The organism is Isoptericola sp. GX10416, assembly GCF_056590155.1.
Window position 1 is genome coordinate 130,279 of the sequence record NZ_JBWPVO010000011.1, and the last position, 24,774, is coordinate 155,052.

The window sequence follows — 24,774 nt, forward strand, 5'->3', positions numbered from 1 at the left end:
ACCATCACCGATCCGTGCTCCCGCTGTGACGTGCAGTCGGGCCTGCTCGGCGTGCATGTCGAGGCGGCCGAACGGACCGAGACCCTGACGACGTAGCAGTCGAAGGGCTGTCCGGACCGCGGGGTCGCACGACGGTCCGCATGGTGACGTCCAGATCCGGGGTGGTGTAGCGGCAACCCGCGTTGCGCTGCCTCGGAGGCGGCATGCCCTCGCGGTCGTTCGTCGAGCAGGGAGTCTGCTCTGCGACGGTGAAGCGCACGAGATCACGGCAGCACACCCTAGGTGTTTCTGTTTAGCTACTCTGCTAAAGTGCAACCCATGATGCAGGTGGGCGCTTCCTCTTCCTTTCAGCCTGGCACCGAGCTGCTTGCAGATCGCGCCCGGACGCGCGAGGCCGTCCAGGCGTGCCTGGCAACGCTACGCTCCGGTGTCCTGCCGGACGATGTCGAGCGCCAGCGCGTGGACTTCAAGGAGGAAGCAGGACGTCGCGGCGCCGGCGGCGTCCTGCTCCCCGCGTCGCCAGAGAACACGAAGGCTGCCGATCAGCTCGCCGACGAGGTCACCGCGATGTCCAACACCCCAGGCGGTGGGGCGCTCGTCGTCGGTGTCGAGAATCGTAGCGGCGACCTGCTGGGCTCCGACCTCGACCCCGAGTGGCTACGCCATCAGATCTACCGGCGCGTCGACGTCGCACCGGACATCGAGGTCGTCGTCGAACGGGGTATCCGTCTCCTGGTGATCTACGTCGCCGAGGCCAGGGAGCCGGTCGAGGACACCGGCAACAAGCTCCGCTGGCGGGTTGGCGCAGCGTCGGTGCCAGTCGACCGTGGCGAGTGGTGGACCCACCGCCAGGGCCGCGCCGGTTGGGACGCGATGTCTCGCCCCAGCGGCATGGACGCGAGTTTCGTCAGCGCCGGCGCGATCGCCGTCGCACGCGAGTACCTCCGCAGACGCGACACCTCCGACGACGGTCTCGCCAGCGCTTCGACGTCGGACCTGCTGCGACGACTCGGAGTGTTGGCGGTCGACGGGCACCTCACCCAGGCCGGCGCACTCCTACTCTGTCCCGCACCTCGGCCATGGCTGACGTGGACCAGGCTCGACGTCGAAGGTGGCGACATCCTCGCCCGCGACGAGGCCCAGGCCGGCCTGAGCCTGCTTGAGCAGCTTCAGCGAGTCGAGACGCTGCTCGAAGCCGCCAACGACCTCGTCACCATCTCCGGCCAGTTCGCCGAACGTTCGCTGCGCAAGCTCCCGATGCGATCCGCCCGCGAAGCGGTCCTCAACGGCGTCGTCCACCGAGACTGGAACCTCCACGAACCCACGACCGTCACCTGGGTCGACGAGGACTCGTCACTGACCGTGGTCTCGCCCGGCGGCTTCGTCGGCGGCGTTTCCGCCGACAACCTGCTCACCCAACGCTTCAGCCGCTCTCCTGCTCTCGCCGACGCCGTCCGCGCGCTCGGTCTCGTCGACAAGCAGGGCATCGGCGTGGACCGCATGTACCGTGAGCTGGTCACCCTCGGCCACCGCCCGCCACTCGTGATTGAAGAGTCGGGCCCGCGAGTGCGGACGCGATTGGTCGGCGGAGCCCCCGTCATCCCCGTGCTGCGACTGACCTCTCGAATCCAGCCCGTCGCCCGGCAGCGTGACGTCCAGGTCGCCCTCGTGGTCTACACCCTGCTCCACCAGCCCTTCACCACCGCCAGGCAGATCGCGGCTGTGCTGCAACGCACCCATCCCGAGGCCCAGGAGGCACTGGAGACCACTCACCGCTGCGTGATCGACGAGCAGCCATTGATCATTCCCCACAAGGACGCCTGGCTACTCTCGCGGACCGCGCGTCGGACCCTGCTCTACACCAAGAACGACCGAGACCTGCTCCGCCGTCGGCGTGTCCTGTGGTACGACAGCCCCCACCCCCAGGACACCCCCGCCGTCGTCGAGGCTTGGCTCAACTCCCACGACCGCATCACCTCCGGCGACTACGGCGTGCTCACCGGGCTGACAACCGCCGGCGCGCGCGGGGTACTCGACCGACTCGTCGGCGATGGGCTCCTGGCCCGCGGCGACACCACGGGCCGCAACGCCCACTACCTGCGGGCGAGCTGAGTGACTCCTGCTGCACCAACTGCTGTACTACTGTTGCGACACCCCGCGGACGTCTCCGAACACCCACGAGCGCGAAACCGCCGTTCAAACCCTGTTCCGGCCCGTCACGGTCGCTTCGGGACGAAGAGGTCGCAGGTTCAAATCCTGTCACCCCGACCAGCCGAAAAGGGCCGCTGACCTGGGAATTTGCCCAGGGCAGCGGTCCTTTCGCGTTCAGCCGGAACGACCGCTTCGCGCCTTCTGGGCATCTATCTGAGCACCAAACGAGGGCCGCGACTTCTTCGCACAGCCCTCGGGCATCGGCATTCATCGCGGTCAGACCCTTGCGCGACAGCCATCGACCTCTTCGCGCAGGCGCCAGGTAGAACACACACGGCAGTCCGCTCATCCGCACCGATCCCGGGTACTGCGCCACGACGCCGCATCTCACGCGGGTGGGCTCCGTCGGCGTCTCGCCTGTGCGCGTCGGTCTGATGTCCGGTGAAGCCACCTTCCCGGCGCACCGGATGGTTGACTGATGACTTCGTGTAGGCGAAACTATCTGTCATGTCGTTGATTGCCGTGCGCGATGCCGCCCAGCGCCTCGGGGTCTCACCCCGTCAGGTGCAGCACCTCGTCGCCCAGGGCGAGCTCACGTCGCTGGCTCGCGGGGTCATCGACTCGGAGTCGATCGATCGGTTCCTCGCAGTGCGTGGCCAGCAGCGCACGCGCCCGTGGTTGCCCGAGACGGCGTGGGGTGCGGTCGCGATCCTGTCCGGGCTGGTTGCCTCCTGGATGGGCGAGACGCAACGGTCTCGCCTGAAGGCTCGGATGCGGTCCATGAGCGCCGCGGACCTGGTCGAGCGAACGCGGGAGCGCGCCGACGTCGTGCAGTACGCCGGGCACTCGTCCGTCGCTGGACGCTTGAGGCAGCGGATCGTCGACACGAGCGTGGCGCGAACCCGGCTCGAGCTGGCGGACGCCAACATGGTCGACGGCTACGTCGACGCGAACAAGCTCGACGAGCTGGTGCGCAGGTTCGGGCTCGTCCGCGACACCAGCGGCCGCATCACACTGCGCGCCACAACCTTCCCGACCGGCACGATCACACGCATCGCGGCCGCCGACACCGTTCTCACCGCCCTGGACCTCGCCGGTTCGTTGGACACCCGCGAACGAAGCGTCGGCATAGACGCCCTGACCGACGCCCTGGAGAAGCCGCGTGGCTGACCGTCCCACGATCACCGTCCCGACGCCGGCGGGCGGATGGCTCGCACCCTGGCCCAACGTCGCCGAGATCGCTGCAGCCTTGCCGCACACCGCATGGACCCTCGTCGGTGGGCTGATGACCCAGCTCCACACGATCCACCACGGCCTGGACGTCGTCCGCCCGACCAACGACGTCGACATCGTGCTGCACGTGGAAACTACCCGCGGTCTGCCTGCCCACGCCTCACGCGTGCTCGAGTCGCTCGGATACCAGATGCTCACGTCGATCGACCCGCGCGAGCGCACCGCGCACCGGTTCGTCCGCGGAACCGACCGCGTCGACCTGGTCACCAGCGGGCCCGACGTCGTCGACGTACTCGTCGCCGACCACGCCGCGCCCTGCGTGGTCGAGCCGCTTCGTGGCCGCGACCTCGTCACCATCGAGGGCGGCACCCAGGCGCTGCGCCGAACCGTCAACGCAGGTCTGGTCATCGACGCAGACCCGACGACGATCAGCGTGCCGAACGTGTTCGGGGCACTCGTCCTCAAGGCCGCCGCCTACCGGACCGACTCACGCGATCGCGAACGCCACCTGCAAGACGCCGCCGCGCTGCTGTGCTGCCTGGACGACCCGTTCGCCGCGCGCGAGACTTTCGCCGGGTCAGACCGCCAACGCATCGCCACGCTCCCCCGAAACCTGCCCGACGACTCCCGCAACTGGAACGCGATCCCGCGCGAAGCCCGTCGTGAAGGCCAGACAGCACTGCGCATCCTCGCCAGCTGACGACGACCGCGCTGGGGTGTCGCGCGTCAGACTGAGTGGCAGGGCCCGTAGCTTGCGGGTCTGACCAGGACCAGGAGTCGACCGGCCGGTGACCTGCTGGGTGCGCAACTGGGGGCTCACCGCACTGACCGACGGCGGACGCCGACGCACGCCCGCGCGCAGATTTCGTAGGTCCGGCCTTTCGTCGTTTCGGGGTGGGGCCGGGTGGTCGGCCGGTGCGCCCGGTTCTCAGGCCAGAGCCCGGGTCAGACAGGCCGACCCGGGCTCGGAGCTCAGCGCGACTCGCTTCGCGTAGGCGGTGAACTCCGTGATGGACCACCAGCGGTCGGCGCTGCCGGTGTTGACCGCCTTGACGTGGCGAGCGGTCTGCGCGAGGAACGACGCCTCCCGGGTCGGCTGGGCGTCGCCCACGATGGCGGCGACCTTCGTCCAGTCGGCACTGTCCGAGGACACGTAGACGTCGGCGCTTCGGGCGTAGTCGTCCGCGTTGGTGTCGGAGTCGAGCTCGGCGGTGCGCGGTCACAGCATGTCTCTCGTGAGGCCCAGGGTGCGCATCGACTGCATCCAGCACCTCCACGTGCGTCAGCCCCGCCCTCGCATCCGTCTCACCAGCTATACCCTGACCGTTCGACTGCGTGACGGTTCTGGAGTCCACGGTCCGGCGATTCTGGAACTGAGCATCCGGCAGTTCTGGAGTTTATGGCCCGGTGGTTCTGGATCTCGGCTAGTCTTGCCTGGTGAGCGACTCGACCGGCCACCTGGTACCCAGACGGATTCTTGACGTGGCTCTCCAGCGCCACGCCGAGAGCCCTGTCCTCCTTCTGGAAGGCCCCCGCGCCGTCGGGAAGTCAACCCTGCTGAGGCAGCTGGCCGAACGCGTCGGGGGCCGGATCCTGGATCTCGACGACCTCGACACCCGGACGGCCGTCGCGCGCGACCCAGCCACGATGATCGACGGCGACCAGGTGGTCCTTATCGACGAGTACCAGCACGCAGCGGTCGTCCTCGACGCGATCAAGGCGAGACTCAACACCACCGGGCGCCCAGGTCAGTTCATCCTCACCGGCTCGGCGCGCCACGAGGCGCTGCCACGGGCAGCGCAGGCCCTTACCGGACGCCTCCAGCGGCTTCCCGTCCTGCCGCTCGCCCAGTCCGAACTCCGTGACGTCCGCGCGGACTTGCTGCCTCGACTCCTGACCGATCCAGACGCCGTCGTCGCGGCCGCTGCACGGCCCACATCCACCACGACACGCGATGACTACGCAGCCATGGTCGCGCGCGGCGGCTTCCCCATGGCTCGTGCCGCCGCGACCGACCGCGCCCGTGGGCGCTGGATCGACGATTATGTGGGCCTCACCCTCGAGCGTGACGCTCAGGAGCTGTCGAAGGTTCGCCAAGCCCACACCCTTCCGCTCATCCTTGAACGGGCAGCCGGCCAGACCGCTCAGGTTCTCAACACCGCCCGGATGGCCCACGCGACGGGCATCGACGGCAAGACCGCGCGGGATTACCTCCGCCTGCTCGAGGCCGTCTTCCTGCTGCGCATCCTGCCCGCGTGGGATCGCACCCTGACCAAGCGAACCAATGCCCGCCCCAAGGTCCACATGCTCGACACCGGCGTCTCCTCTCGTCTGCTGCGCCTGACGCCAGAGAAGCTCGCCCGTCGCGAGCCAGCCGCGCTCACCGAGTTCGGCCATGCGCTGGAGACCTTCGCCGTCGGGGAGATCCTCAAGGAAGCCAGTTGGACTGACGACATCGTCGACCACGGGCATTGGCGCACCCGCGACGACGAGGAAGTCGACCTCGTTCTCGAGTCCGACGACGGAGGCATCATCGGCTTCGAGATCAAGGCAGCGGCCCGCACCTCCCGCGACGACTTCGCCGGCCTCCGCAAGCTCCGCGACACCCTCGGGGCGACGTTCGTCGCTGGCGTCGTGCTCTACACGGGTCCGCGGAGCTACACGTACGACGACCGCCTCCATGTCATGGCGATCGACCGCATCTGGACCCCGTAGTCCCGAAGCCTGCCTGAACCCACTGCTGCACTACTGATGCGACACCCCGCGGACACCGACGAACGCCCACGAGCGCGAACCCGCCGTTCAGACCCTGTTCCGGCACGTCACAATCGCTTCGGGACGAAGAGGTCGCAGGTTCAAATCCTGTCACCCCGACCAGCCGAAAAGGGCCGCTGACCTGGGCGTACGCTCATGTCAGCGGTTCAACGGCGGCGTCACGTCAGGCACGGGCGCCCTCCTTCAGGTCCGGGATCTCGTCGGGGCGCACGAGCTCGCGCCCCACGAGGGTGGTGACCAGCGCGTCCCAGCGGTCGGGGGCGATCCGTGCCTGCAGGTCCGCCAGCGCCCTGGGGATCGTGGTCGTGGGCACGCCGTCGACGTCGGTCAGGTCTTCGTCGGTGATGTCGGCGCGGCGTTCCAGCACCATCCAGTCCGGAAGGGTCCGGCGCACGCGACGCCGAGTTCCCACGCGCACCTGCCGGGGGTTGAACTGACCGACCTCCAGCAAGTCGAGGACCGACTCGCGCTGTAGGAACGCGCCCGGCCCGGCGAGGGCGACAGCGACTGCCGGCTCGGTGCGGCGGGCCGTCGGAACGTCCAGGTGGGTGTAGACGCCCTGACCGTAGGAGCGCAGCACGCCTCGCACTGCCAACTTGCGCACCTCCACCGCGGGCACGCCAGCGTCTTCTGCCTCGGCGACGGTGACGACGCCGTGATTGCTCGCGGCGATCTCCCACAGGTCATGCCGATACCCCACAGCCCACCTCCACTGCCAATACCGTACCACTGGCGGTACGGGTTTGACCGCCAGAGGCTCATCCTCACTTCGCCCCCCCGTCGCCGTGAAACGGCACGGGCGCACGGTGGGGTTCTTCATCCCGGCGAAAGCTGACCTGTCAGCTGACGTCGCCGCGCTCCAGTGCGCGGTGGCCAAGCTGGCGGCGTTGATCGACGAACACGGTCTGGACGTCGAGGACCTGATGGAAGACCCCAAGGCCGCTCGCCGCGAGACGAGGCGGTAGTGCAGATCGACAGCAGCATCATCCTGGATGTGAACGTCCTCCTGCGCGTCGTGCTGGACGAGAGGGCGCGCCACCCTGGCCACCGAGCACGCCGGACACGTCGCGTTCTACCCCCCCCCGGCCGGTTGCCTACGACGACGTCCGCCTTCGACGAGGAGTTCTACGCAGCCAAACGAAGCGGGTGCAGATCTACCTCGCCGAGGATGTCCCGCGTCAGACTGAGTGGCAGGGCCCGTTGCTTGCGGGTCTGACCAGGACCAGGAGTCGACCGGCCGGTGACCCGCCGGGGGCGCAACTGAGGGCTCACCGCACTGACCGACGGCGGATGCCAGCGGACCCTCACGTGCAGAATCTCGCCGTACCGACGGCGTCCGAGCACGTCCGAGTTGATTCGGGACGAAGAGGTCGCAGGTTCACATCCTGTCACCCCGACCAGTCGGAGGCACGGCGCTCGTCGCATTGGACCTCGCCAGCTCTCTCGATCCCCGTGGCCGCACGGCCGGGCTGAACGCGCTCACCACCGCTCTGGAGCGAGTGCGTGGCCGACCGTCCCACGATCGCCATCCCCACGCCGCCAGAGGGATGGCTCGCACCCCTGGCCCACGTCGCCGGATCGCCGCCGCCTGACCAAAGGGGTGACTGCGGTGGTCCCCTGCCTGCGTAGGGCAGAATCGCGTCGTGCTTCTGACGTTGTCGACGACTCACCGACCCGCCTCGGACCTGGGGTATCTGCTGTTCAAGCACCCCGATCGTGTCCAGGAGTTCAAGCAGTCGTTCGGCAAGGCCACCGTCTTCTACCCCGAGGCGAACGACGAGCGCTGCACTGTCGCGGTGCTGCTCGAGATCGACCCGGTGCGGCTCGCGCGTTCGGCAGGCAAGCGCAGTCCGGACTTCTCGCTCGCGCAGTACGTGAACGACCGGTCGTACGCGGCGTCGTCGATGCTCGGTGTGGCGGTCGCGAACGTGTTCAGCACCGCACGCAGCGGACGCGGCGACTCCCGGCAGGCCGTCGCGGACGCTGCGATCCCGCTGGAGATCACCATCCCGGTCCTGCCCTGCAGGGGCGGCCCTGACATCGCTCGCCGGATCTTCGGACCGCTCGGCTGGATCGTCGATGCCGAACCGATCCCGCTGGACGGACGGTTCCCAGAGTGGGGCGAGTCGAGGTACGTGCGCCTGACGTTGACGGGCACTCTCCGCCTCGCCGACGCCTTGAACCAGCTTCACGTGCTGCTGCCCGCGATGGACGAGGCGAAGCACTATTGGCAGAGCGACGACGAGGTGGACAAGCTGCTGCGCTCCGGGGAGGGCTGGCTTGCCACGCACCCGGACCGCGAGCTCATCACGCGCCGCTACCTGGGTCACCGGTCGTCGCTGGCCGGCCGAGCGCTCGAGCGCCTGGCCGAGCTGGGTGACGACGTCGTCGAGGACCTCGAGCCCGCGGCGGACGAGGAGGTCACGCAACCGCCCGAGAAGCGCGCCTCGCTCAACACCCAGCGCCACGAGGCCGTGCTCGCGGCACTCTCGGAGCTGCAGGTGCGGACGGTGATCGACCTGGGCTGCGGGCCTGGGGCGTTCCTCGACAAGCTTGTGCGCGAGCCGTCGTTCACGCGCATCGCCGGGGCGGACGTGTCGGCTCGTTCGCTGCAGATCGCGGCTCGTCGCCTGCGTGTCGACCGGATGAGCGAACGGCAGTCCGAGCGCCTCGAGCTGTTCCAGGGCGCGCTGACCTACGAGGACTCCCGGTTCTCCGGGTTCGACGCTGCGGTACTGATGGAGGTCGTCGAGCACGTCGACCCGCCACGCCTCGCCGCGCTGGAACGTGTCGTCTTCGGTGCAGCGCGCCCCGGTGCCGTCCTGGTGACGACGCCGAACTCCGAGTACAACCCGAACTACGAGGGACTGACCGGCATGCGCCACCCGGACCACCGCTTCGAGTGGACCCGTGCCGAGTTGCAGGACTGGGCGGCGGGGGTCGCCGCCGCGTACGACTACTCGGTCGAGCTGCGTGGCGTCGGCGACGTCGACCCCGAGCGCGGCACCAGCACCCAGATGGCGGTGTTCCTCCGTGGCTGAGACGACCACCCGCCAGATCTCCGTGCCCTCGACGGGCCTGGTGCTGCTCGTCGGCGTGTCCGGCAGCGGCAAGTCGACGTTCGGCGCGCGGCACTTCAAGCCCAGCCAGGTGATCTCCTCGGACTTCTGCCGTGCTCTGGTGTCCGACGACGAGAACGACCAGGCCGCCACCCCGGACGCGTTCGACGTCCTGCACTACATCGTCGGCACCCGCCTGCGCCGCGGACTTCTCACCGTCGTCGACGCGACCAACGTGCAGCGCGGCTCTCGCGCGTCGCTGGTCAGGCTCGCGAAGGACCACGACGTGCTCGTCGACGCCGTCGTGCTGGACGTGCCCGCGTCCGTCGCCGTCGAGCGCAACGCGTCCCGACCCGATCGTGACTTCGGCCCGCACGTCATCACCCGCCAGCACCGCGACCTCAAGCGGTCTCTGCGGGGTATCCGCAAGGAGGGGTTCCGCCGTGTCCACGTGCTGACTGAGACCGAGGTCGACACCGTCGAGATCGGCCGCGAGAAGCCGTGGAACGACCGCACCGAGCTGCACGGTCCGTTCGACATCATCGGTGACGTGCACGGCTGCGCCGACGAGCTGCGCACCCTGCTGGGCAAGCTCGGCTACGTGATTGCGTCAGACGCCGACGGTCGCGCCGTCGGGGCGTCGCACCCCGAGGGCCGCACCGCCGTGTTCGTCGGCGACCTGGTCGACCGCGGCCCCGACACCCCGGGTGTGCTGCGCCTGGTCATGGGCATGGTCGCCGCGGGGACCGCGCTGAGCGTGGCCGGCAACCACGAGGCCAAGCTCGTGCGTGCGCTCAAGGGTGCCAAGGTCCAGGTCACTCACGGCCTCGGCGAGTCCCTGGCCCAGCTCAAGGCCGAGGGCGAGGACTTCACCGCGTCTGCTCTGGCGTTCATGGACGGCTTGATCAGCCACTTCGTGCTCGACGGCGGCCGCCTGGTCGTCGCGCACGCGGGACTCAAGGAGGCCTTCCACGGTCGAACGTCCGGCCGCGTCCGCTCGTTCGCGCTGTACGGCGACACCACCGGCGAGACCGACGAGTACGGCCTGCCCGTGCGCTACCCCTGGGCGCGGGAGTACCGGGGCAAGGCGATGGTCGTCTACGGCCACACCCCGGTCCTGGAGCCGGAGTGGGTCAACCACACCATCTGCCTGGACACCGGCGTCGTGTTCGGGGGCCGGCTCACCGCGCTGCGCTACCCGGAGAAGGAGATCATCCAGGTTCCTGCGCTGCGCGAGTACTACGAACCGGTGCGACCGCTCGCCGCTCCGGTCCCCGACCGCGAGCCCACCGCCCTGAGCATCGACGACGTCACCGGCACCCGCTGGCTGTTCACCGAGCACGCTGGCAAGGTCAAGATCCCTGAGGAGAACGCCGCGGCCGCGCTCGAGGTCATGAGCCGGTTCGCCGTCGATCCGCGCTGGCTCGTCTACCTGCCGCCCACCATGTCGCCGGCACCGACGTCGAGCCTCGACGGGTTCCTCGAGCACCCCGATCAGGCGTTCGCCGCGTACGCCAAGCAGGGTGTCACCGAGGTCGTGTGCGAGGAGAAGCACATGGGCTCGCGCGCCATCGCCGTCGTCGCGAAGGACGCCGACGCGGCCGCCAAGCGGTTCGGCATCGCCGACGGCTCCACCGGCGTCGTCTACACCCGCACCGGCCGGGCGTTCTTCCCCGAACCGCTCGGCGGCGACCTCGTCGCCCGGCTGCGTACCGCCGTCGGACCGCTGTTCGACGACCTCGACACCGACTGGCTCGCCCTCGACTGCGAGCTGCTGCCGTGGTCGGCCAAGGCACTCGGGCTGATCAAGGAGCAGTACGCGTCGGTCGGTGCGGCCGCCCACGCGGCCTTGCCGGCAGCGACCGCCGTCCTGGACGTCGCTGCCGCGCGGGGGCTCGACGTCGGGCCGCTGGCCGAGCGCGTCGCACGACACACCGCGAACGCCGAGGCCTACCGCGAGGCCTTCGCGGCCTACGTCCACCCGACAGCCGGGCTCGACGGCGTCACGCTCGCGCCGTTCCAGATCCTCGCCGCGGAAGGACGCCAGCTCGCCACCACCGAGTCCCACCGCTGGCACCTGGAGAAGATCGGCCAGCTCACCGACCCGCTCATCACCCACACCCGGCACCGGTTCGTCGACCTGGCGTCGGAGCAGGACAGGGCCGACGCCACCCGATGGTGGCTCGGCCTCACCGCAGCCGGTGGGGAAGGCATGATCGTCAAGCCGGTGGCGCCCGGACGCAGGATCCAGCCCGGGCTCAAGGTCCGCGGCCGTGAGTACCTGCGCATCGTCTACGGCCCCGACTACACCGACTCCCTGGAGGTGCTGCGCGATCGGCGCCTCGACAAGAAGCGCGTCCTCGCGCTGCGCGAGCACGGTCTGGGGCTCGAAGCCCTCGACCGGTTCGTGAGGAACGAGCCCTTGTGGTCCGTGCACCAGATGGCGTTCGCCGTGCTGGCGCTGGAGTCCGAGCCGGTCGACCCACGTCTCTAGACCTGCTGCTCGATCGGACCAGGCTGCGGCGCCGCCTGGCGTAGCGTGACCGCATGACATCGCGTCCCTCCGCGCCCGAGGTCCCCGACCGTCCCGACGACCTCGCGGACGCCCCGGCGGTCGACGCGTTCGTCACCGCCCGCCCGCAGCTCTTCGGCATCGCCTACCGCATGCTGGGCAGCGTCGCCGAGGCGGAGGACGTGCTGCAGGAGGCGTGGATCCGGTGGCAGGGCACTGACCGGACCCGCGTCGAGAACCCGGCCGCGTTCCTCACCACCATCGTGACGCGCCTCGCGATCAATGCGACGACGTCGGCGTACGCCCGGCGCGAGACGTATGTGGGGCAGTGGCTGCCGGAGCCTGTCGACACGACCGCCGACCCGGCCCTCGGCGCCGAACGTGCCGAGGCGCTCGAGACGGCGGTGCTCGTCCTGCTCGAGCGACTCACTCCGGTCGAGCGCGCCGTCTACGTGCTGCGCGAGGCCTTCGCCTATCCCTATCGCAGCGTCGCGGAGATCTTGGACCTGAGCGAGGCGAACACGCGCCAGCTCGCCCGCCGGTCCCGCGAGCGCCTCGGCACCCGCGACGCGGTCACGGTCGACCCGGCCGAGCACCGCCGTCTGCTCGCCGAGTTCGTCGCGGCGGCGCGCGACGGCGATCTGGGCCGCTTCGAGCAGTTCCTCGCCGAAGGTGTGGTTGCGCGCACGGACGGCGGCGACCGCGTGCACGCCGCCCGCGTCGAGCTGGTCGGCCCGGCACGGGTGGCGTCGTTCTTCGACAAGATCTGGCACAAGTACTGGTCTGGCGCCGAGGTGCGCATCGTCGAGGCGAACGGGTTGCCGGCGCTGCTCCTGCAGGACGGGTCGTCCGCGGCGCTCGTGGCGCTCGACGTGGGCCGGGACGGCATCCGGCGGGTGTTCGCCCAGGTGAATCCGGACAAGCTCGAAAGGTTCGCCGAGACCGTCTGACCGGTCGACGACGGTCACCGCGCCGCCGTCGACCGGTCGCCGGAGTCAGTCCCGCGAGCCGCCCAGCCACTCGTCGAACGTCACCGTTCCGCGCGGCCCCTCGCCGTCGGGCAGCAGCGCCCCGCCCCGGAAGTCGGCACCGGTGCCGGGGAAGTCGACCGGCAGCACCCACCGCCGTCGGCCCTGCGCACGGAGCAGCCGCCGCGCCATGTCCACCATCTGCTCCTCCCGCGGCCCAGCGATCTCCGGCGCGCGCCCCTGGGCCGGGCCGGCGGCGACCTCGGCCAGGTACGCACCCACCTCGGCCGCGGCGACCGGCCGGCACCGCATCCGCGGCATGATCCCGACCGGACCCGGGACCTGCCCGAGCACCTGCCCGGGGAACTCGTGGAACTGAGTCGCCCGCACCACCGTCCAGGGCACGCTCCCGCCGCGCACCACCTCCTCCTGCGCCGCCTTGGCGCGGTAGTACCCGTACCCCGCGGCCCGATCGACGCCCACAATCGAGAGCAGCACGTGGTGCCCGACGCCGGCCCTCGCCCCGGCGGACAGCAGGTTGCGCGAGGTGGTGGTGAAGAAGTCCGTGGCCACCTTCTCCTTCAGGCTCGTGACGTTGAGCGTGTCGACGACGGCGTCCGCACCCTCGAGCGCGGCGTCCAGCCCGTCCCCGGTCGCCACGTCGACGCCCCGGCTGCGCGCCAGCACCACGGCCTGGTGCCCACCGCGCTCCAGCGCGTCCACCACGTGACGCCCGACGACTCCGGTCCCACCCGCGACGGCGATCCTCATGCTGTTCATCCTCCTGGTCCGTCCTGCTGCTGACACCCTGACGACCACGCAGCACCCCGAGTCGTGACAGTCTGTGAGGCAGCTCACCCAGGACCACCAAGGAGGACCGATGGAGCCGATCGTCGTCGTCGGGGGCGGGTTCGCCGCCGCCCGCGCCACCCAGACGCTGCGCGAGGAGGGGTACGACGGAGACCTCGTGGTGCTCACGGGCGAGGCCGTCCCGCCCTACGAGCGCCCGCCGCTGTCCAAGGACTACCTGCGCGGCGAGGCCGGCTCGGAGGCCCTGTTCCCCCTCGACGCCGACTGGTACGCCGACCACGGCGTCGACCTGCGGACGTCCACGTCCGCAGTCGGGCTCGACGTGGGCAGCAGCAGCGTCGAGACGGCGCCCGGCGGGTCGCTGCGGTACTCGCGCCTGCTGCTCGCCACCGGCTCGCGGGTGCGCCGCCTCGAGGTCCCCGGCACCGACCTCACCGGCGTGCACCACCTGCGCACCGTCGTCGACGCCGACCGCCTGCGGGAAGCCCTGAGCGGTGACGGCCCGGTCGTCGTCGTCGGCGACGGCTGGATCGGGATGGAGGTGGCGGCGTCGGCCCGGCAGCTCGGCCGCGACGTCACCGTGGTCGGCAGGGCGCCGCACCCGCTGCACGGCCTCGGCGCGCGGGTGGGCGAGATCTTCGCGACCCTCCACCAGGAGAACGGCGTCCGGCTGCTCCGCGAGACCTCCGTGACCGCCCTGACCGGCTCCGGCCGGGTGACCGGCGTGGAGCTCGACGACGGCTCCACGATCGAGGCGAGCACCGTCGTCGTCGGCGTCGGCGTCACGCCGCAGTGCGACCTGGCCGGGGCCGCGGGCATCGAGCTCCGGTCGGCGGCCGACGGCGGAGGGATCGCCGTGGACGGCAGCCTCCGGACGTCCGCGCCCGGCGTCTGGGCGGCCGGCGACATCGCCTCCGTGCCGTCTCCCCGCTACGGCCGGCCGCTGCGCGTCGAGCACTGGGCGTTCGCCGACGAGACGGGCAAGCACGCCGCCCGCTCGATGCTCGGTGCTGGCGACGCCTACGACGTGCTGCCGTACTTCTTCACCGACCAGTTCGACCTCGGCATGGAGGTCAAGGGCGTCACCGATGGTGAGGTGGTGCTCAGCGGGTCTCCGGAGAACCGGGAATGCGTCGCGTTCTGGGTGGACGGCGGCCGCGTGCAGGCGGGGATGGGCATCAACGTCTGGGACCGCATGGACGACGTCGAGGAGCTGATCCGCGCCGACGGTCCCGTCGACCGGAACACGCTGGAGACGTTCGTCTGAGCGGACCGGGCACCCCGGGCCTGTCCCGTCGTCCGATGCGGCGGGCCCGGTCACTTCGTGCGCGGCCGGTAGGGTCGGTGCGTGCCCCGCACCCGCTCACTGGTCGCCGGAACAGCCGTGCTCGTCGCGCTCGTGGCCCTCGTCCTGGCCGCCCCGGTCGTCTGGCTGGAGCTGGACAGCCCCCCGGAGCCGCCGGTCTCGGCCCTCGCCGACCTGCCGGACGACGCGCTGGTGACCGCGATCGACAAGGGCTGCGGGTCCGGCGGATGCTGGCTCGAGGTCTCGGTGAACCCCGGGCACGGGACCCCGCAGGAGCTGGCCGACGAGGTCGCCCCGGGCGGCACGGTCTGCGGGTTCCGCAGCGTCGTCGACCTGCGCAGGGTGTGCACCTGGACCTCGGAGGTGGGCCCCACCGACGTGCGGTTCAGCGTCATGTACGACCGGTACCTCGATCTCTGAGGCACACCCGATACGGGCCGCTCAGAGACGCTCGCGACACGCAGCGGCCGGTCAGGCGTCCCGCCGCGAGCGCACCGCAGCCGCCAGGACCTCCAGGAGCTCCGCCGTCGTGCCCCAGTCCATGCACTTGTCCGTGACGGACTTGCCGTACACGAGCGAGTCCAGCGGTCCGGGCTTCTGCGCGCCCGCCTCGATGAAGCTCTCCAGCATGAGTCCCGAGATCCCCTGCTCACCGCCGGCGAGACGCTCGGCGAGCTCCCGCACCACCTCGGCCTGGCGCACGTGGTCCTTGCCGGAGTTGCCGTGCGAGGCGTCCACGATCACGCCCGCCTCGACCGCTCCGCCCAGGCCGGAGGTGCGGGCCACGCCCAGCGCCGCCGCGACGTCGTCGGACCCGTAGTTCGGGCCACCGCGCCCGCCCCGCAGGATGACGTGGCAGTCCGGGTTGCCGGCGGTCTCGACGGCGGCCGCACGGCCCTCGGCGTCCGCCCCGAAGAACGTGTGCTCGTTCGCGGCGGTGATGCAGCCGTCCACCGCGATCTGGACGTCGCCGTCCGTGGCGTTCTTGAACCCGACCGGCATCGACAGCCCCGACGCGAGCTGGCGGTGCACCTGCGACTCCGCGTTGCGCGCCCCGATCGCGCCCCACGTCACGGCGTCGGCGATGTACTGCGGGGACGTCGGCTCGAGGAACTCGCACGCGGCCGGCACCCCGGCGTCCAGCACGCCGAGCAGCACCTCGCGGGCCAGGCGCAGGCCGTGGTGCACGTCGTGCGTGCCGTCCAGGTGCGGGTCGTTGATGAGGCCCTTCCACCCGACCGTGGTGCGCGGCTTCTCGAAGTAGACACGCATGACGACGACGAGGTCGTCCGACAGCTCCCGGGCGAGCGGCGCGAGACGGCGCGCGTAGTCGAGCGCGGCGGCCGGGTCGTGCACCGAGCAGGGCCCGACGATCACGACGAGACGGTCGTCCTCGCCGCGCAGCACGTCACGGACCTCACGGCGCGACGTCGTCACGAGATCGCTGCGAGTGGTCCCCAGCGGCAGGTTCGCGCGCATCGTCCGCGGGGCGGGCAGGGGATCGAGCGCACGGACGCGCAGGTCAGAGGTCTCGGCCATCAGGTCAGTATCGCGCGGGCGGGTGGCGGTGTGCGCGTCGGGCACGGTCGTGGGACTCATCGGGGCTCCTGGTCGTGGCGGTGGTCGGCGGGTGCGGCGGTCCGGCGGCGTCGCCGGAGGCGGTCCGATCCCGACCGGAAGCCCCGACGACAAAGGGCCCGGACGCGCGTCGCGTCCCAGGCCCTGTGCTGGCTCCGGTGGAAGGTGTCGGTCAGGCGCGAGCCCGCCGAGCTCCCAGCGGAGCCAGCGTAAAGCGCCAATACCAACGGATGTCCACGGCCCTGACAGTACGCGCGGCCGCGCGGACCGTCCAGCGGTGTCCACCATCCGGTCCCCGGTACGGTCGGCGCATGCCGATCCCCGAGTTCGTCGCCGCCCTCCGCGCCCAGGTCGGGACCGCACCGCTGTGGCTCCCCGGGGTGACCGCCGTCGTGCACGACGACGCCGGGCGCCTGCTGCTGGGACAGCGCGCGGACAACGGGCTGTGGGCGCTGGTCAGCGGGATCCTGGAGCCCGGCGAGGAGCCCGCGCGCGGGCTCGTGCGCGAGGTCCTCGAGGAGACCGGCGTCGAGGTGGAGGTGCAGGCCCTGGCGGCGGTCTCCACGACGCCCGAGGTCGTCTACCCGAACGGCGACCGCAGCTCGTACCTCGACCTGTGCTTCCTCGCGCGCCCCGTCTCGGCGGCGTCCGCCGCCGCCGCGCACGTCGCCGACGACGAGTCCGTCGCGGTGGCGTGGTTCGCCCCGGACGCCCTGCCCGACGACGTCGCCCCCTCGTCGCGCCGTCGGCTCGCGGCGGCCGAGCGGTACCGGGCCGACCCCGGCGCGGGCACCGTCTTCGCGCGGTGACCCACCCCGAGGGGCCCGGCCGTCAGCGTCCGTAGAGCTCGACGAAGTTGCGCAGGATGCGCATCGGCCAGGTCACCGGGCGTGCGGCGGCCCGGGTGACGACGTCGTCGGCCTCGGAGGCCGCGAAGTACCCGTAGTCGCGGTAGACCTCCACGCGCTGGGTGAGGCCCGCGAGGTCGAGCTCGGGGTGGAACTGCGTCGCGTACAGGTGGGACCGCAGCCGGAACATCTGGACCGGCGCGCGGGGCGAGAACGCGAGCCGCACGGCGCCGGGGGGTAGGGCTCGCATGCCCTCCTTGTGCCCGACGAACGCCGTGAACGCGGGCGGCAGCCCGGCCAGCAGCGGGTCCGCGAGGCCCTCCTGGGTCAGCTCGACCGTCGTCAGGCCGACGGCCTCGCCGTAGCGCCGGTCGACGACGCCCCCGGCGTACGTGCCGAGGGTGCCGACGCCGTAACAGGCACCGAGGAACGGGAAGTCCCGCTCCACGACCTCGTCGAGCAGGGTGACGAACTCCCGCTCGACACGGAGCTGCACCGCGGACTTCTGCGCGTCCGGGTCGGAGGAGTTGAACGGGCCGCCGCCCACGAGGATGCCCGAGTACGCGTCGAGGTCGATCGCGGGCATCGGGCCGGCCTCCAGGCGGACCCGGTGGACCTGCTCCGCGGGGAGGCCGCCGTACCGGCAGAACGCCTCGTACTCGCTGTCGGCGGCGGCGTCCTCGGCACGCGTGCCCAGGAGCAGGAACGGCTTCATGGCCGCAGGCTATGCGCGCCTTCCGGGCGCCGCTCGCCGCCGTCGACCGGGCGCCGGGCCCAGAACGACGCGAGGACCGCCCCGGAGACGTTGTGCCACACGGAGAACAGCGCGGCAGGCAGGGCCGCCGCCGGCGAGAAGTGCGCCGTCGCCAGCGCCGCGGAGAGACCCGAGTTCTGCATCCCGACCTCGATGCTCACCGCACGCCGGGCGCTCTCGTCGAGCCGGGCGGCGCGCGCGGCGCCGTAGCCCAGCGCGATCCCCACGGCGTTGTGGACGACGACGGCGAGCGCCAGCAGCGCTCCCGTGGCCAGCACGGCGTCGGCGTTCGCCGCGACGATGCCGGCCACCACGACGACGATCCCGGTCACTGACACCAGCGGCAGGTAGGGCAGCAGGTACCGCTCCACCAGGCCGCCGGCGAAGGTGCGGACGAGCAGGCCCGCGAGGACGGGGAACAGCACGATCTGCACGATCGAGGTCATGAGGGAGCCGTAGGTGACGTCGAGCTGGGACCCCGCGAGCCACAGCACGAGCACCGGCGTGAGCAGCGGGGACAGCAGGGTCGACACCGCGGTGAGCGTCACCGACAGGGCGGTGTCGCCCCGGGCGAGGTACACGATGACGTTGGACGCCGTGCCGCCCGGGGCCGCACCGACCAGGATCATGCCGACCATCGCGGCGTCCTGCAGGCCGAACGCGGTGCCGATCGCCCAGGCCACCAGCGGCATGACCGTGAACTGCGCGACGACGCCGACCAGCACCGACCACGGCCGCCGGGCCACGAGCCCGAAGTCCGCGCCGCGCAGCGTCAGCCCCATGCCGAACATGATGATCCCGAGGAGCAGGGGGATGTGGCCGGCGATGGGGGCGAGCGTCGTCGGGGCCAGCAGCCCGGCCACTCCTCCGAGCACCACGATCACCGCGAACCACCGGCCTGCCAGCTCAGCCACCTTGCGCATGCCGCCGCACCCTACCGGCACGCAGGTCGAGCCTGCCGGGACCCGGTCGGGATCTCGACAGGCTCGACCGGCTCGACCGGCGTCAGGTCCAGCGGAACAGGCGGATCGCGAGCGGCAGCAGGACCGCCGTGTACGCCAGCATCACGACGTACTGCAGCAGCGGGAACCCCTCGCCGAACCAGCCGGTGTCCATGGCCTGCGCGGCCGCACCCATCGGGGTGAACTGGCCGATCTGCCGCACGATGTCGGGCATGATCGGGCCTGGCGTCCACAGCCCCGCCAGGAACAGCAGCGGGAAGTAGACGAGGGAGGCGACGGCGTTCGCCGTCGAGGGCTTGTTCACCACCGCGGACAGGAGCATGCCCAGCGAGAACAGCGAGAGCATCCCCAGCACGAACGCGCCGAGGACGACGCCGAGCTGGGTGGGCTGGACGATGCCGAACAGCGCCTGCGCCACGCCGAGGGCCAGCGCCACCCCGATGAACGTGGTGGCGACGTTGATGGCCAGGTGCGCCACGATGATCGCCTGCGGCCGCATCGGCGTCGTCGACATTCGCCGTAGCACGCCCTTGTCACGGAAGGTCGCGAACGTGACCGGCAGCGACAGGATCGCGAGCGTGCCGATCGCCATGGCGAGGACGGTGGGCAGGTATGTCGCGATGGGCGTCACGCCGTACCAGAGCGAGTCCTGCGGGGCGTCGGTGATCGGCTCGCGCATCCCCGGGATGCCGAACCCGACGCCGACGAGGAGCACGGTGGGGAAGAGCACCCCGAAGAACACGGACGACGAGTCGCGCAGCCAGACGGCGGTCTCGGTGCGCAGCAGGCGGCCGAACCCGCGCCAGCCGGTGCCGGACGGGCGCACCCGCGTGGGGGTGGCGGTAGCGGTGGCGGTCATGACCGGCCTCCTTCGAGGACGAGAGTGGTGTCGGTGGGCGCGTCGGCGTCGCCGGTCCCCGTGCTGTAGGCGCGCCCGGTGTGGGCGAGGAACACGTCCTCGAGCGACCTGGCGACGGTGCGGACGTCGTCGGGCACGAGGTCCGCACCGGCGAGGGCCGGCACGAGGGCGAACAGGACCCGGCGGGTCCCGGTGACGACGACCTCGTCCGGCGAGGTCTCGGCGAGGTCGACCCGCGCGACCTCGGGGTCGTTGTCGGCGAGCTGCTCGAGCACGTCGCGTGCCCGGCCGGCGTCGTCGGGGGCGAACCGCAGCACCACGGTGCTGTCGTCGTCGAGGGCGTCGATGAGCCCCTGGGGCGTGCCCTCGGCGACGACGTTCCCGGCGTCGATGATGACGAGCCGGTCGCAGAGCCGCTCGGCCTCCTCCATGAAGTGCGTGACCAGGAGGATGGTGACGCCCGTGGCCCGCACGCGCTCCACGAGCTCCCAGGTGTTGCGCCGGGCCTGCGGGTCGAGCCCGGTGGTGAGCTCGTCGAGGATGGCGATCTCGGGGTTGCCGATCAGGGCGAGCGCGATCGACAGGCGCTGCTTCTGCCCGCCGGACAGCTTGGCGAACCGGCGGTCGGCGTGCGGGGTGAGGTCGAGCATCGCCAGGAGCTCTTCCGGGTCCGCAGGGTTCGCGTAGAACCCGGCGAACAGGTTGAGCGCCTCCCGCACGGTGATCTTGTCGTGCAGCGCCGCCTCCTGGAGCTGCACGCCCAGGATGTCCCGGACTGCGCCGGGGTGGCGCTGGGTGTCGATGCCGCGCACGCGGACGGTGCCTCCGTCGGCGGTGCGCAGTCCGGCGAGAGTCTCCACGGTCGTGGTCTTGCCGGCCCCGTTGGGGCCGAGGATCCCGAAGATCTCCCCGGGCTGGACGGCGAACGACACGTCGTCTACGGCGACCTTGTCGCCATAGGTCTTGCGGAGGTGCGACACCTCCACGATGGGCTTGGCCATCTCTGGCCTCCTTCTCGGGTGGGATACGGACTGGCGGGTCAGGTGAGGCGTGGTCGCACGGCACGGAGCACGTGGTGCGCGACGACGGCGGCCAGGAGCGCGGCGAGGAGCGCGCCGACGAGGCTCACTGCCGCGCCGAGCACCGAGTCGACGGGCTCGTCGCGCAGGGGGATCGCGAAGATGCCGGTGCGGCTCGCAAGGTCGACGAGCACGGCGGGGAGCAGCAGCGGGACGACGGCGAGGGTCCCGCGCCAGGCTCCCCAGCGCCGGTAGCCGCCGTGGACGGCGACACCGACGAGCACGTAGGTGGCGATGACGAACGTCTGGGCGACGACGGTCGCAGCGACGCCGGTCACGGTGTCGAGCGCGAAGGCCCCGCCGGCGCCCTGGTAGGGCCGGTCGAGCCCTTCGAACACCTGCTCCTCAGCGATGCCCAACACCACCGTCAGGACGCCGAACACGAGCCCGCCGACGACGGCGCCGCGAGCGACGCCCTCGACGAGGGACCGGCGGGTCCCCCCGGCGGCCACGTGGGTGCCCAGGAGGGCGGCGGCGACGATGATGCCGACGGCGAACGCCGGCCAGCGAGCGGGGCTCCCCGCGGCGTCGTACGTCAGCCCGTCGGCCACGCCGCCCCAGCGGTCCACGACCAGCGGGGTGGCGATGACGAGCAGGCCCCAGCCGACCCAGAACCAGACCGCGGCCTTGAGCAGGTAGCTCTCCAGCCGCCGCCGTGCCGCGGTGACCGCCCGGCGGTGGGGAGATCTGTCGAGTGTCATGGTGCTCACCTCGTCGGCCGGAGTCGCAGGGTACGCAGGCGCAGGTGCAGCCACGCCGCGGAGAGCACGATGGCGACGGCGGCTCCGGCCATCCCGACGGCGATGGTGCCCGGGCCCTCAGCGGGCAGGAACCCACCGAGCAGGTCGACGGCCCACCCGCTGCGGGTGGACAGCTCCGCGAGACCGAGCAGCGCCAGCGCGGGGACGAGGTGCAGGGTCCCGCGACCGACGCCGTCGACCAGGTAGCCGACGACGACGGCGCACCCGACGAGCACGTAGACCACGACGACCAGGGCCTCGGCGCCGGCCGTCGGCCAGATGCCGGCATCGCCGGTGGCGAGGCCGCCCTCCGGACGCGGCCAGGTCCAGCCGACGGCGCGGAACGTCCCTCGCTCGACCAGCAGCGCGATCGCGTGGAGCACGCCGTAGGCCGGGCCGGTGACACCCGCGGTGATCAGGGCGGCGTCGCGCAGCGCACGGCGAGTACCTCCGGCGGCCAGGTGGGTGGCCAGGATGATCGAGCAGGTGATGACTCCCAGCGTGAACGCGAACCACCGCGCGCTGTACTCGGCGGCGACCAGCACACCGACGTCCATGTGGCCCCCGAACCGGTCGACGACCACGGGGACGGCGGCCGCCGCCACCGTGACGAAGGCCCAGAAGCTCAGCCCGACGACGAGCGACGGGACCAGCATCGACCGGGCCGCACGGCGGGTCGCCCGCCGCTGCACCCGTGCCACCAGCTCCGCCCGCGACGCAGGTGCTGTCGTGGTGACGCTCATCGGCCCGCCCCTGTCCGGCTCGGCTCGGTGAGGCGCACGAAGAGGTCCTGCAGCGGCAGCGAGCCCAGCTCGACGCCGGCAGCTCGCGCGGCGGTGGCCTCGACGTCGTCGGGCGTGCCCTCAAGAGTGACCTGCAGCGTGCCGCCGAGCTGCTGACGGTGCAGCACGCGGCGGTCGCCGGCGAGCCGCTCGACCGCGGACGTCGGCCCGGTGAGGCTGAAGCCGCGCCGGCCCATCTCCTCGGCGGTCTCGGCGAGGAGCACGCCGCCGCGGTCGAGGACGATCACGTCCTCGAAGAGCCGCTCGACCTCCTCGACCAGATGGCTGGAGAGCAGGATGGTGCGGGGATGCTCGGCGTAGTCGGCGAGGATCTCGTCGTAGAACGCGTACCGGGTCGGGGCGTCCATGCCGAGGTAGACCTCGTCGAAGATCGTCAGCGGCGCGCGGGACGCCAGGCCGATGGTGGCGCCCACGGCGGACCGCTTGCCGCGCGACAGGGCGTTGGGCTTCTTGCGGGGGTTCACCTCGAACATGTCGAGCAGCCGCCCCGCGAGCTCCGCGTCCCAGAACGGACGCAGGTCGGCGTAGTACCTGAGGGACTCGGACAGCTTCTCGTCGTCCTGCAGGTCCCCCGACTCGCGCACCAGCTGGACGTTGGAGGTGACCCACGCGTTCTCCCACGGGTCCTCCCACGGGGCGTCGCCGTCGGGCCCGAGGCGCACGGTGCCCGACGTCGGCCGGTTGAAGGCTGCGAGCAGGGTGAGCAGCGTGGACTTGCCGGCGCCGTTGCGCCCGAGGACCCCGGTGATCACGCCGGGTCGGATCGTGAGGTCCACGCCGTCGAGCGCGACGGTCGCCTCGTCCTTGAAGGTCCTGCCGTCGATCGTCATCCGCCGCTGCTTGCCGAACCGGACGACGACGTCGTCCAGCCGGGCGCCGAAGGGCTCGGGGGTCATGACTCCTCCTGAGGGGTCTGGTGGGCGGTGCCGTGGATGTACGCGACGATCTCCTCGGCCGAGATGCCGAGCACGGCCGCCTGGGCGAGCGCGGGGGCGAGGACGTCGTCGTAGTACGCCTGGCGGTGCTGCTCGAGGAGGCGCTCGCGGGCGCCGGGCGCGACGAACATGCCCAGCCCGCGGCGCTTGTAGAGCACGCCCTCCTCGACGAGTCCGGTGAACGCCTTGGCCGCCGTGGCGGGGTTGATCCGGAACGTCGTCGCGAACTGTGTGGTGGACATGACCTGCTCCTCTTCCACGAGTTCCCCGGCGAGGACCTGTGACCGGATCATCTGCGCGATCTGGAGGTAGATCGGCTCGGGCCCGTCGAACATGCGGCCCTCCTCCCGGTACTATGGTCCTGTGGTTCATTACTCGACTAATGAACCACAGGACCTGGGGTGGCGTCAACCCCTGGCGGGCCGCTCGCTGACGCCGTGCCCGACGGCGCGACGTAGCGCCGCGCGTTCCACTGCGCGAGACGTTGTCCACAGGGTCGTGCCGGGGACCTGCGGTTTCGCTACCGTGACTCCGATGTCGCCGTCGACGCCCCTGGTGAAGGAATCCCTGATGCCCCGTACCGCCACCACCTTCGGCGCGGCCGCGCTGGTCGCGCTGCTGCTCGCCGGATGCACCACACCCGACCCGACTCCCACGGACCCCGGGTCGACGGCGCAGGCCCCCTCAAGCCCGGCACCCTCCGCGACCGAGTCCTCCCCCGCCGCGTCACCGACGCCGGTCGTGATCGCGCCCGAGCGGCCGGCCGCGATGGACGACGAGGGGTACCAGGGTGCCGAAGCCGCCGCGAAGTACTTCCTCAGCCTGGACGACTACATGATGAAGACGGGTGACACCGCCGAGTGGGAGGCGATGTCCCACAAGAAGTGCACGTTCTGCGCAGAAAGGCTCGAACAGGCCCGCACCATCGCAGACGAAGGTCAAAACTGGTCGGGCGGCGAGAATGCAGTCCAAATACTGCACACCTACGAACAGGATCGGCCGACTGGGATCTGGCCTATCGACATCGAGGTCACCGTGGAGCCGACTCGGGTCACCGACCCCTCCGGCAAGGAGACTTACGTGTCCGATGAAGTTGTCGCCGAACGGCGCCTCGAAGTCGTGCACCGCGGTGACGAGTGGAAGGTCGTCGACCTTTTCGCCATGCCCGAGTCCCCGGAGGAGCAGTGAACGCTGCCACCTCTGTGATCGCCGCCACGATCTTGTTCACCAATCTTGCGATGGGCGCAGAGATTGAGGGCACCATGGACGACGAACGGAATACAGCCGGGGTTGACGCGGTCGGCGAGGGCGCGAATCCCGCTGCCTCCGAGGACGACGGCCCCCGCGACCGCTACTTCCGCACCGACACCCACACCTGCAACATCGCCACCACCGCGGACGG

General features: G+C 71.1%; 25 protein-coding genes. 13 read left to right on the forward strand and 12 right to left on the reverse strand.

The features are described from left to right. The first annotated feature begins 459 nt into the window (after window positions 1-459). The 3 genes from ACWAT2_RS15510 to ACWAT2_RS15520 all read left to right on the forward strand — a co-directional run bounded on the left by ACWAT2_RS15510 (window position 460) and on the right by ACWAT2_RS15520 (window position 4,084). On the forward strand, window positions 460-2,112 hold the full coding sequence (locus ACWAT2_RS15510) for a DUF5635 domain-containing protein (protein ID WP_402373993.1): 1,653 nt from the start codon (window positions 460-462) through the stop codon (window positions 2,110-2,112). A 546-nt stretch (window positions 2,113-2,658) separates the two neighbouring features. After that, entirely contained in the window at window positions 2,659-3,321 is a 663-nt protein-coding gene (locus ACWAT2_RS15515) for a hypothetical protein (protein ID WP_402373991.1), read from the forward strand. Then, window positions 3,314-4,084, forward strand: coding sequence for a hypothetical protein (locus ACWAT2_RS15520; RefSeq protein ID WP_402373989.1), 771 nt, complete (start codon window positions 3,314-3,316; stop codon window positions 4,082-4,084). The genes ACWAT2_RS15515 and ACWAT2_RS15520 overlap by 8 nt, the downstream gene beginning before the upstream one ends. A 228-nt stretch (window positions 4,085-4,312) precedes the next feature. On the opposite strand, the gene ACWAT2_RS15525 is transcribed toward ACWAT2_RS15520, so the two are convergent. Next, window positions 4,313-4,537 (reverse strand): hypothetical protein, encoded by a 225-nt coding sequence (locus ACWAT2_RS15525; protein WP_402373987.1) that lies wholly within the window; start codon window positions 4,535-4,537, stop codon window positions 4,313-4,315. Window positions 4,538-4,821: 284 nt separating this feature from the next. Between ACWAT2_RS15525 and ACWAT2_RS15530 the strand changes: the two genes are divergently transcribed. After that, the gene (locus ACWAT2_RS15530) at window positions 4,822-6,099 is read left to right on the forward strand and encodes an ATP-binding protein (protein WP_402373985.1); all 1,278 of its coding nucleotides are present in this window, start codon (window positions 4,822-4,824) and stop codon (window positions 6,097-6,099) included. A gap of 223 nt (window positions 6,100-6,322) precedes the next feature. On the opposite strand, the gene ACWAT2_RS15535 is transcribed toward ACWAT2_RS15530, so the two are convergent. Next, window positions 6,323-6,859, reverse strand: a complete 537-nt coding sequence (locus ACWAT2_RS15535) for a type IV toxin-antitoxin system AbiEi family antitoxin domain-containing protein (protein WP_402373983.1) — start codon at window positions 6,857-6,859, stop codon at window positions 6,323-6,325. A gap of 106 nt (window positions 6,860-6,965) precedes the next feature. Between ACWAT2_RS15535 and ACWAT2_RS15540 the strand changes: the two genes are divergently transcribed. The 4 genes from ACWAT2_RS15540 (at window position 6,966) to ACWAT2_RS15555 (ending at window position 12,680) form a co-directional block, all read left to right on the forward strand. After that, window positions 6,966-7,124, forward strand: a complete 159-nt coding sequence (locus tag ACWAT2_RS15540) for a hypothetical protein (protein WP_402373981.1) — start codon at window positions 6,966-6,968, stop codon at window positions 7,122-7,124. Window positions 7,125-7,802: 678 nt separating this feature from the next. Then, on the forward strand, window positions 7,803-9,200 hold the full coding sequence (locus ACWAT2_RS15545; protein ID WP_402373980.1) for a 3' terminal RNA ribose 2'-O-methyltransferase Hen1: 1,398 nt from the start codon (window positions 7,803-7,805) through the stop codon (window positions 9,198-9,200). Continuing rightward, a complete protein-coding gene (locus ACWAT2_RS15550; RefSeq protein ID WP_402373978.1) occupies window positions 9,193-11,712 on the forward strand; it encodes a polynucleotide kinase-phosphatase in 2,520 nt (839 codons plus the stop codon). Before ACWAT2_RS15545 ends, ACWAT2_RS15550 begins: the two co-directional genes overlap by 8 nt. A gap of 53 nt (window positions 11,713-11,765) precedes the next feature. Then, a complete protein-coding gene (locus ACWAT2_RS15555; protein ID WP_402373976.1) occupies window positions 11,766-12,680 on the forward strand; it encodes a sigma-70 family RNA polymerase sigma factor in 915 nt (304 codons plus the stop codon). 45 nt (window positions 12,681-12,725) lie between these two features. On the opposite strand, the gene ACWAT2_RS15560 is transcribed toward ACWAT2_RS15555, so the two are convergent. After that, entirely contained in the window at window positions 12,726-13,469 is a 744-nt protein-coding gene (locus ACWAT2_RS15560) for an SDR family oxidoreductase (protein ID WP_402373974.1), read from the reverse strand. Window positions 13,470-13,578: 109 nt separating this feature from the next. On the opposite strand from ACWAT2_RS15560, the gene ACWAT2_RS15565 reads away from it, so the two are divergent. Together ACWAT2_RS15565 and ACWAT2_RS15570 are read left to right on the forward strand one after the other, a co-directional pair. Next, window positions 13,579-14,775 (forward strand): NAD(P)/FAD-dependent oxidoreductase, encoded by a 1,197-nt coding sequence (locus tag ACWAT2_RS15565; protein WP_402373972.1) that lies wholly within the window; start codon window positions 13,579-13,581, stop codon window positions 14,773-14,775. An 81-nt stretch (window positions 14,776-14,856) separates the two neighbouring features. Further along, entirely contained in the window at window positions 14,857-15,234 is a 378-nt protein-coding gene (locus ACWAT2_RS15570) for a hypothetical protein (protein WP_402373970.1), read from the forward strand. 51 nt (window positions 15,235-15,285) lie between these two features. Here the strand turns inward: ACWAT2_RS15570 and ACWAT2_RS15575 are convergent, their stop codons facing one another. Further along, the gene (locus tag ACWAT2_RS15575) at window positions 15,286-16,353 is read right to left on the reverse strand and encodes a 3-deoxy-7-phosphoheptulonate synthase (protein ID WP_402374517.1); all 1,068 of its coding nucleotides are present in this window, start codon (window positions 16,351-16,353) and stop codon (window positions 15,286-15,288) included. Between the two features lie 350 nt (window positions 16,354-16,703). On the opposite strand from ACWAT2_RS15575, the gene ACWAT2_RS15580 reads away from it, so the two are divergent. After that, window positions 16,704-17,201, forward strand: coding sequence for an NUDIX hydrolase (locus ACWAT2_RS15580; RefSeq protein WP_402373968.1), 498 nt, complete (start codon window positions 16,704-16,706; stop codon window positions 17,199-17,201). Window positions 17,202-17,223: 22 nt separating this feature from the next. Here the strand turns inward: ACWAT2_RS15580 and ACWAT2_RS15585 are convergent, their stop codons facing one another. The 8 genes from ACWAT2_RS15585 to ACWAT2_RS15620 form a co-directional block, all read right to left on the reverse strand. Beyond that, window positions 17,224-17,955 (reverse strand): glutamine amidotransferase, encoded by a 732-nt coding sequence (locus ACWAT2_RS15585; RefSeq protein ID WP_402373966.1) that lies wholly within the window; start codon window positions 17,953-17,955, stop codon window positions 17,224-17,226. Then, a complete protein-coding gene (locus ACWAT2_RS15590; protein WP_402373964.1) occupies window positions 17,952-18,917 on the reverse strand; it encodes a bile acid:sodium symporter family protein in 966 nt (321 codons plus the stop codon). Before ACWAT2_RS15590 ends, ACWAT2_RS15585 begins: the two co-directional genes overlap by 4 nt. A gap of 82 nt (window positions 18,918-18,999) precedes the next feature. Then, on the reverse strand, window positions 19,000-19,815 hold the full coding sequence (locus ACWAT2_RS15595; protein WP_402373962.1) for an ABC transporter permease: 816 nt from the start codon (window positions 19,813-19,815) through the stop codon (window positions 19,000-19,002). After that, window positions 19,812-20,816, reverse strand: coding sequence for an ABC transporter ATP-binding protein (locus ACWAT2_RS15600; protein ID WP_402373960.1), 1,005 nt, complete (start codon window positions 20,814-20,816; stop codon window positions 19,812-19,814). The genes ACWAT2_RS15595 and ACWAT2_RS15600 overlap by 4 nt, the downstream gene beginning before the upstream one ends. A gap of 38 nt (window positions 20,817-20,854) precedes the next feature. Further along, complete coding sequence (locus ACWAT2_RS15605) at window positions 20,855-21,595, reverse strand: hypothetical protein (RefSeq protein WP_402373958.1); 741 nt, start codon at window positions 21,593-21,595, stop codon at window positions 20,855-20,857. 5 nt (window positions 21,596-21,600) lie between these two features. Continuing rightward, window positions 21,601-22,377, reverse strand: a complete 777-nt coding sequence (locus ACWAT2_RS15610; protein ID WP_402373956.1) for a hypothetical protein — start codon at window positions 22,375-22,377, stop codon at window positions 21,601-21,603. Further along, window positions 22,374-23,333, reverse strand: a complete 960-nt coding sequence (locus ACWAT2_RS15615) for an ATP-binding cassette domain-containing protein (protein WP_402373954.1) — start codon at window positions 23,331-23,333, stop codon at window positions 22,374-22,376. The genes ACWAT2_RS15610 and ACWAT2_RS15615 overlap by 4 nt, the downstream gene beginning before the upstream one ends. Beyond that, window positions 23,330-23,707, reverse strand: coding sequence for a GntR family transcriptional regulator (locus ACWAT2_RS15620; RefSeq protein WP_402373952.1), 378 nt, complete (start codon window positions 23,705-23,707; stop codon window positions 23,330-23,332). The genes ACWAT2_RS15615 and ACWAT2_RS15620 overlap by 4 nt, the downstream gene beginning before the upstream one ends. A gap of 199 nt (window positions 23,708-23,906) precedes the next feature. Between ACWAT2_RS15620 and ACWAT2_RS15625 the strand changes: the two genes are divergently transcribed. Next, window positions 23,907-24,560: a DUF6318 family protein gene (locus tag ACWAT2_RS15625; RefSeq protein WP_402373950.1), complete on the forward strand. Its 654-nt coding sequence runs from the start codon at window positions 23,907-23,909 to the stop codon at window positions 24,558-24,560. Then, a partial coding sequence (locus ACWAT2_RS15630; protein ID WP_402373948.1) for a hypothetical protein occupies window positions 24,557-24,774 on the forward strand: 218 nt, incomplete at its 3' end. The genes ACWAT2_RS15625 and ACWAT2_RS15630, both read left to right, overlap by 4 nt.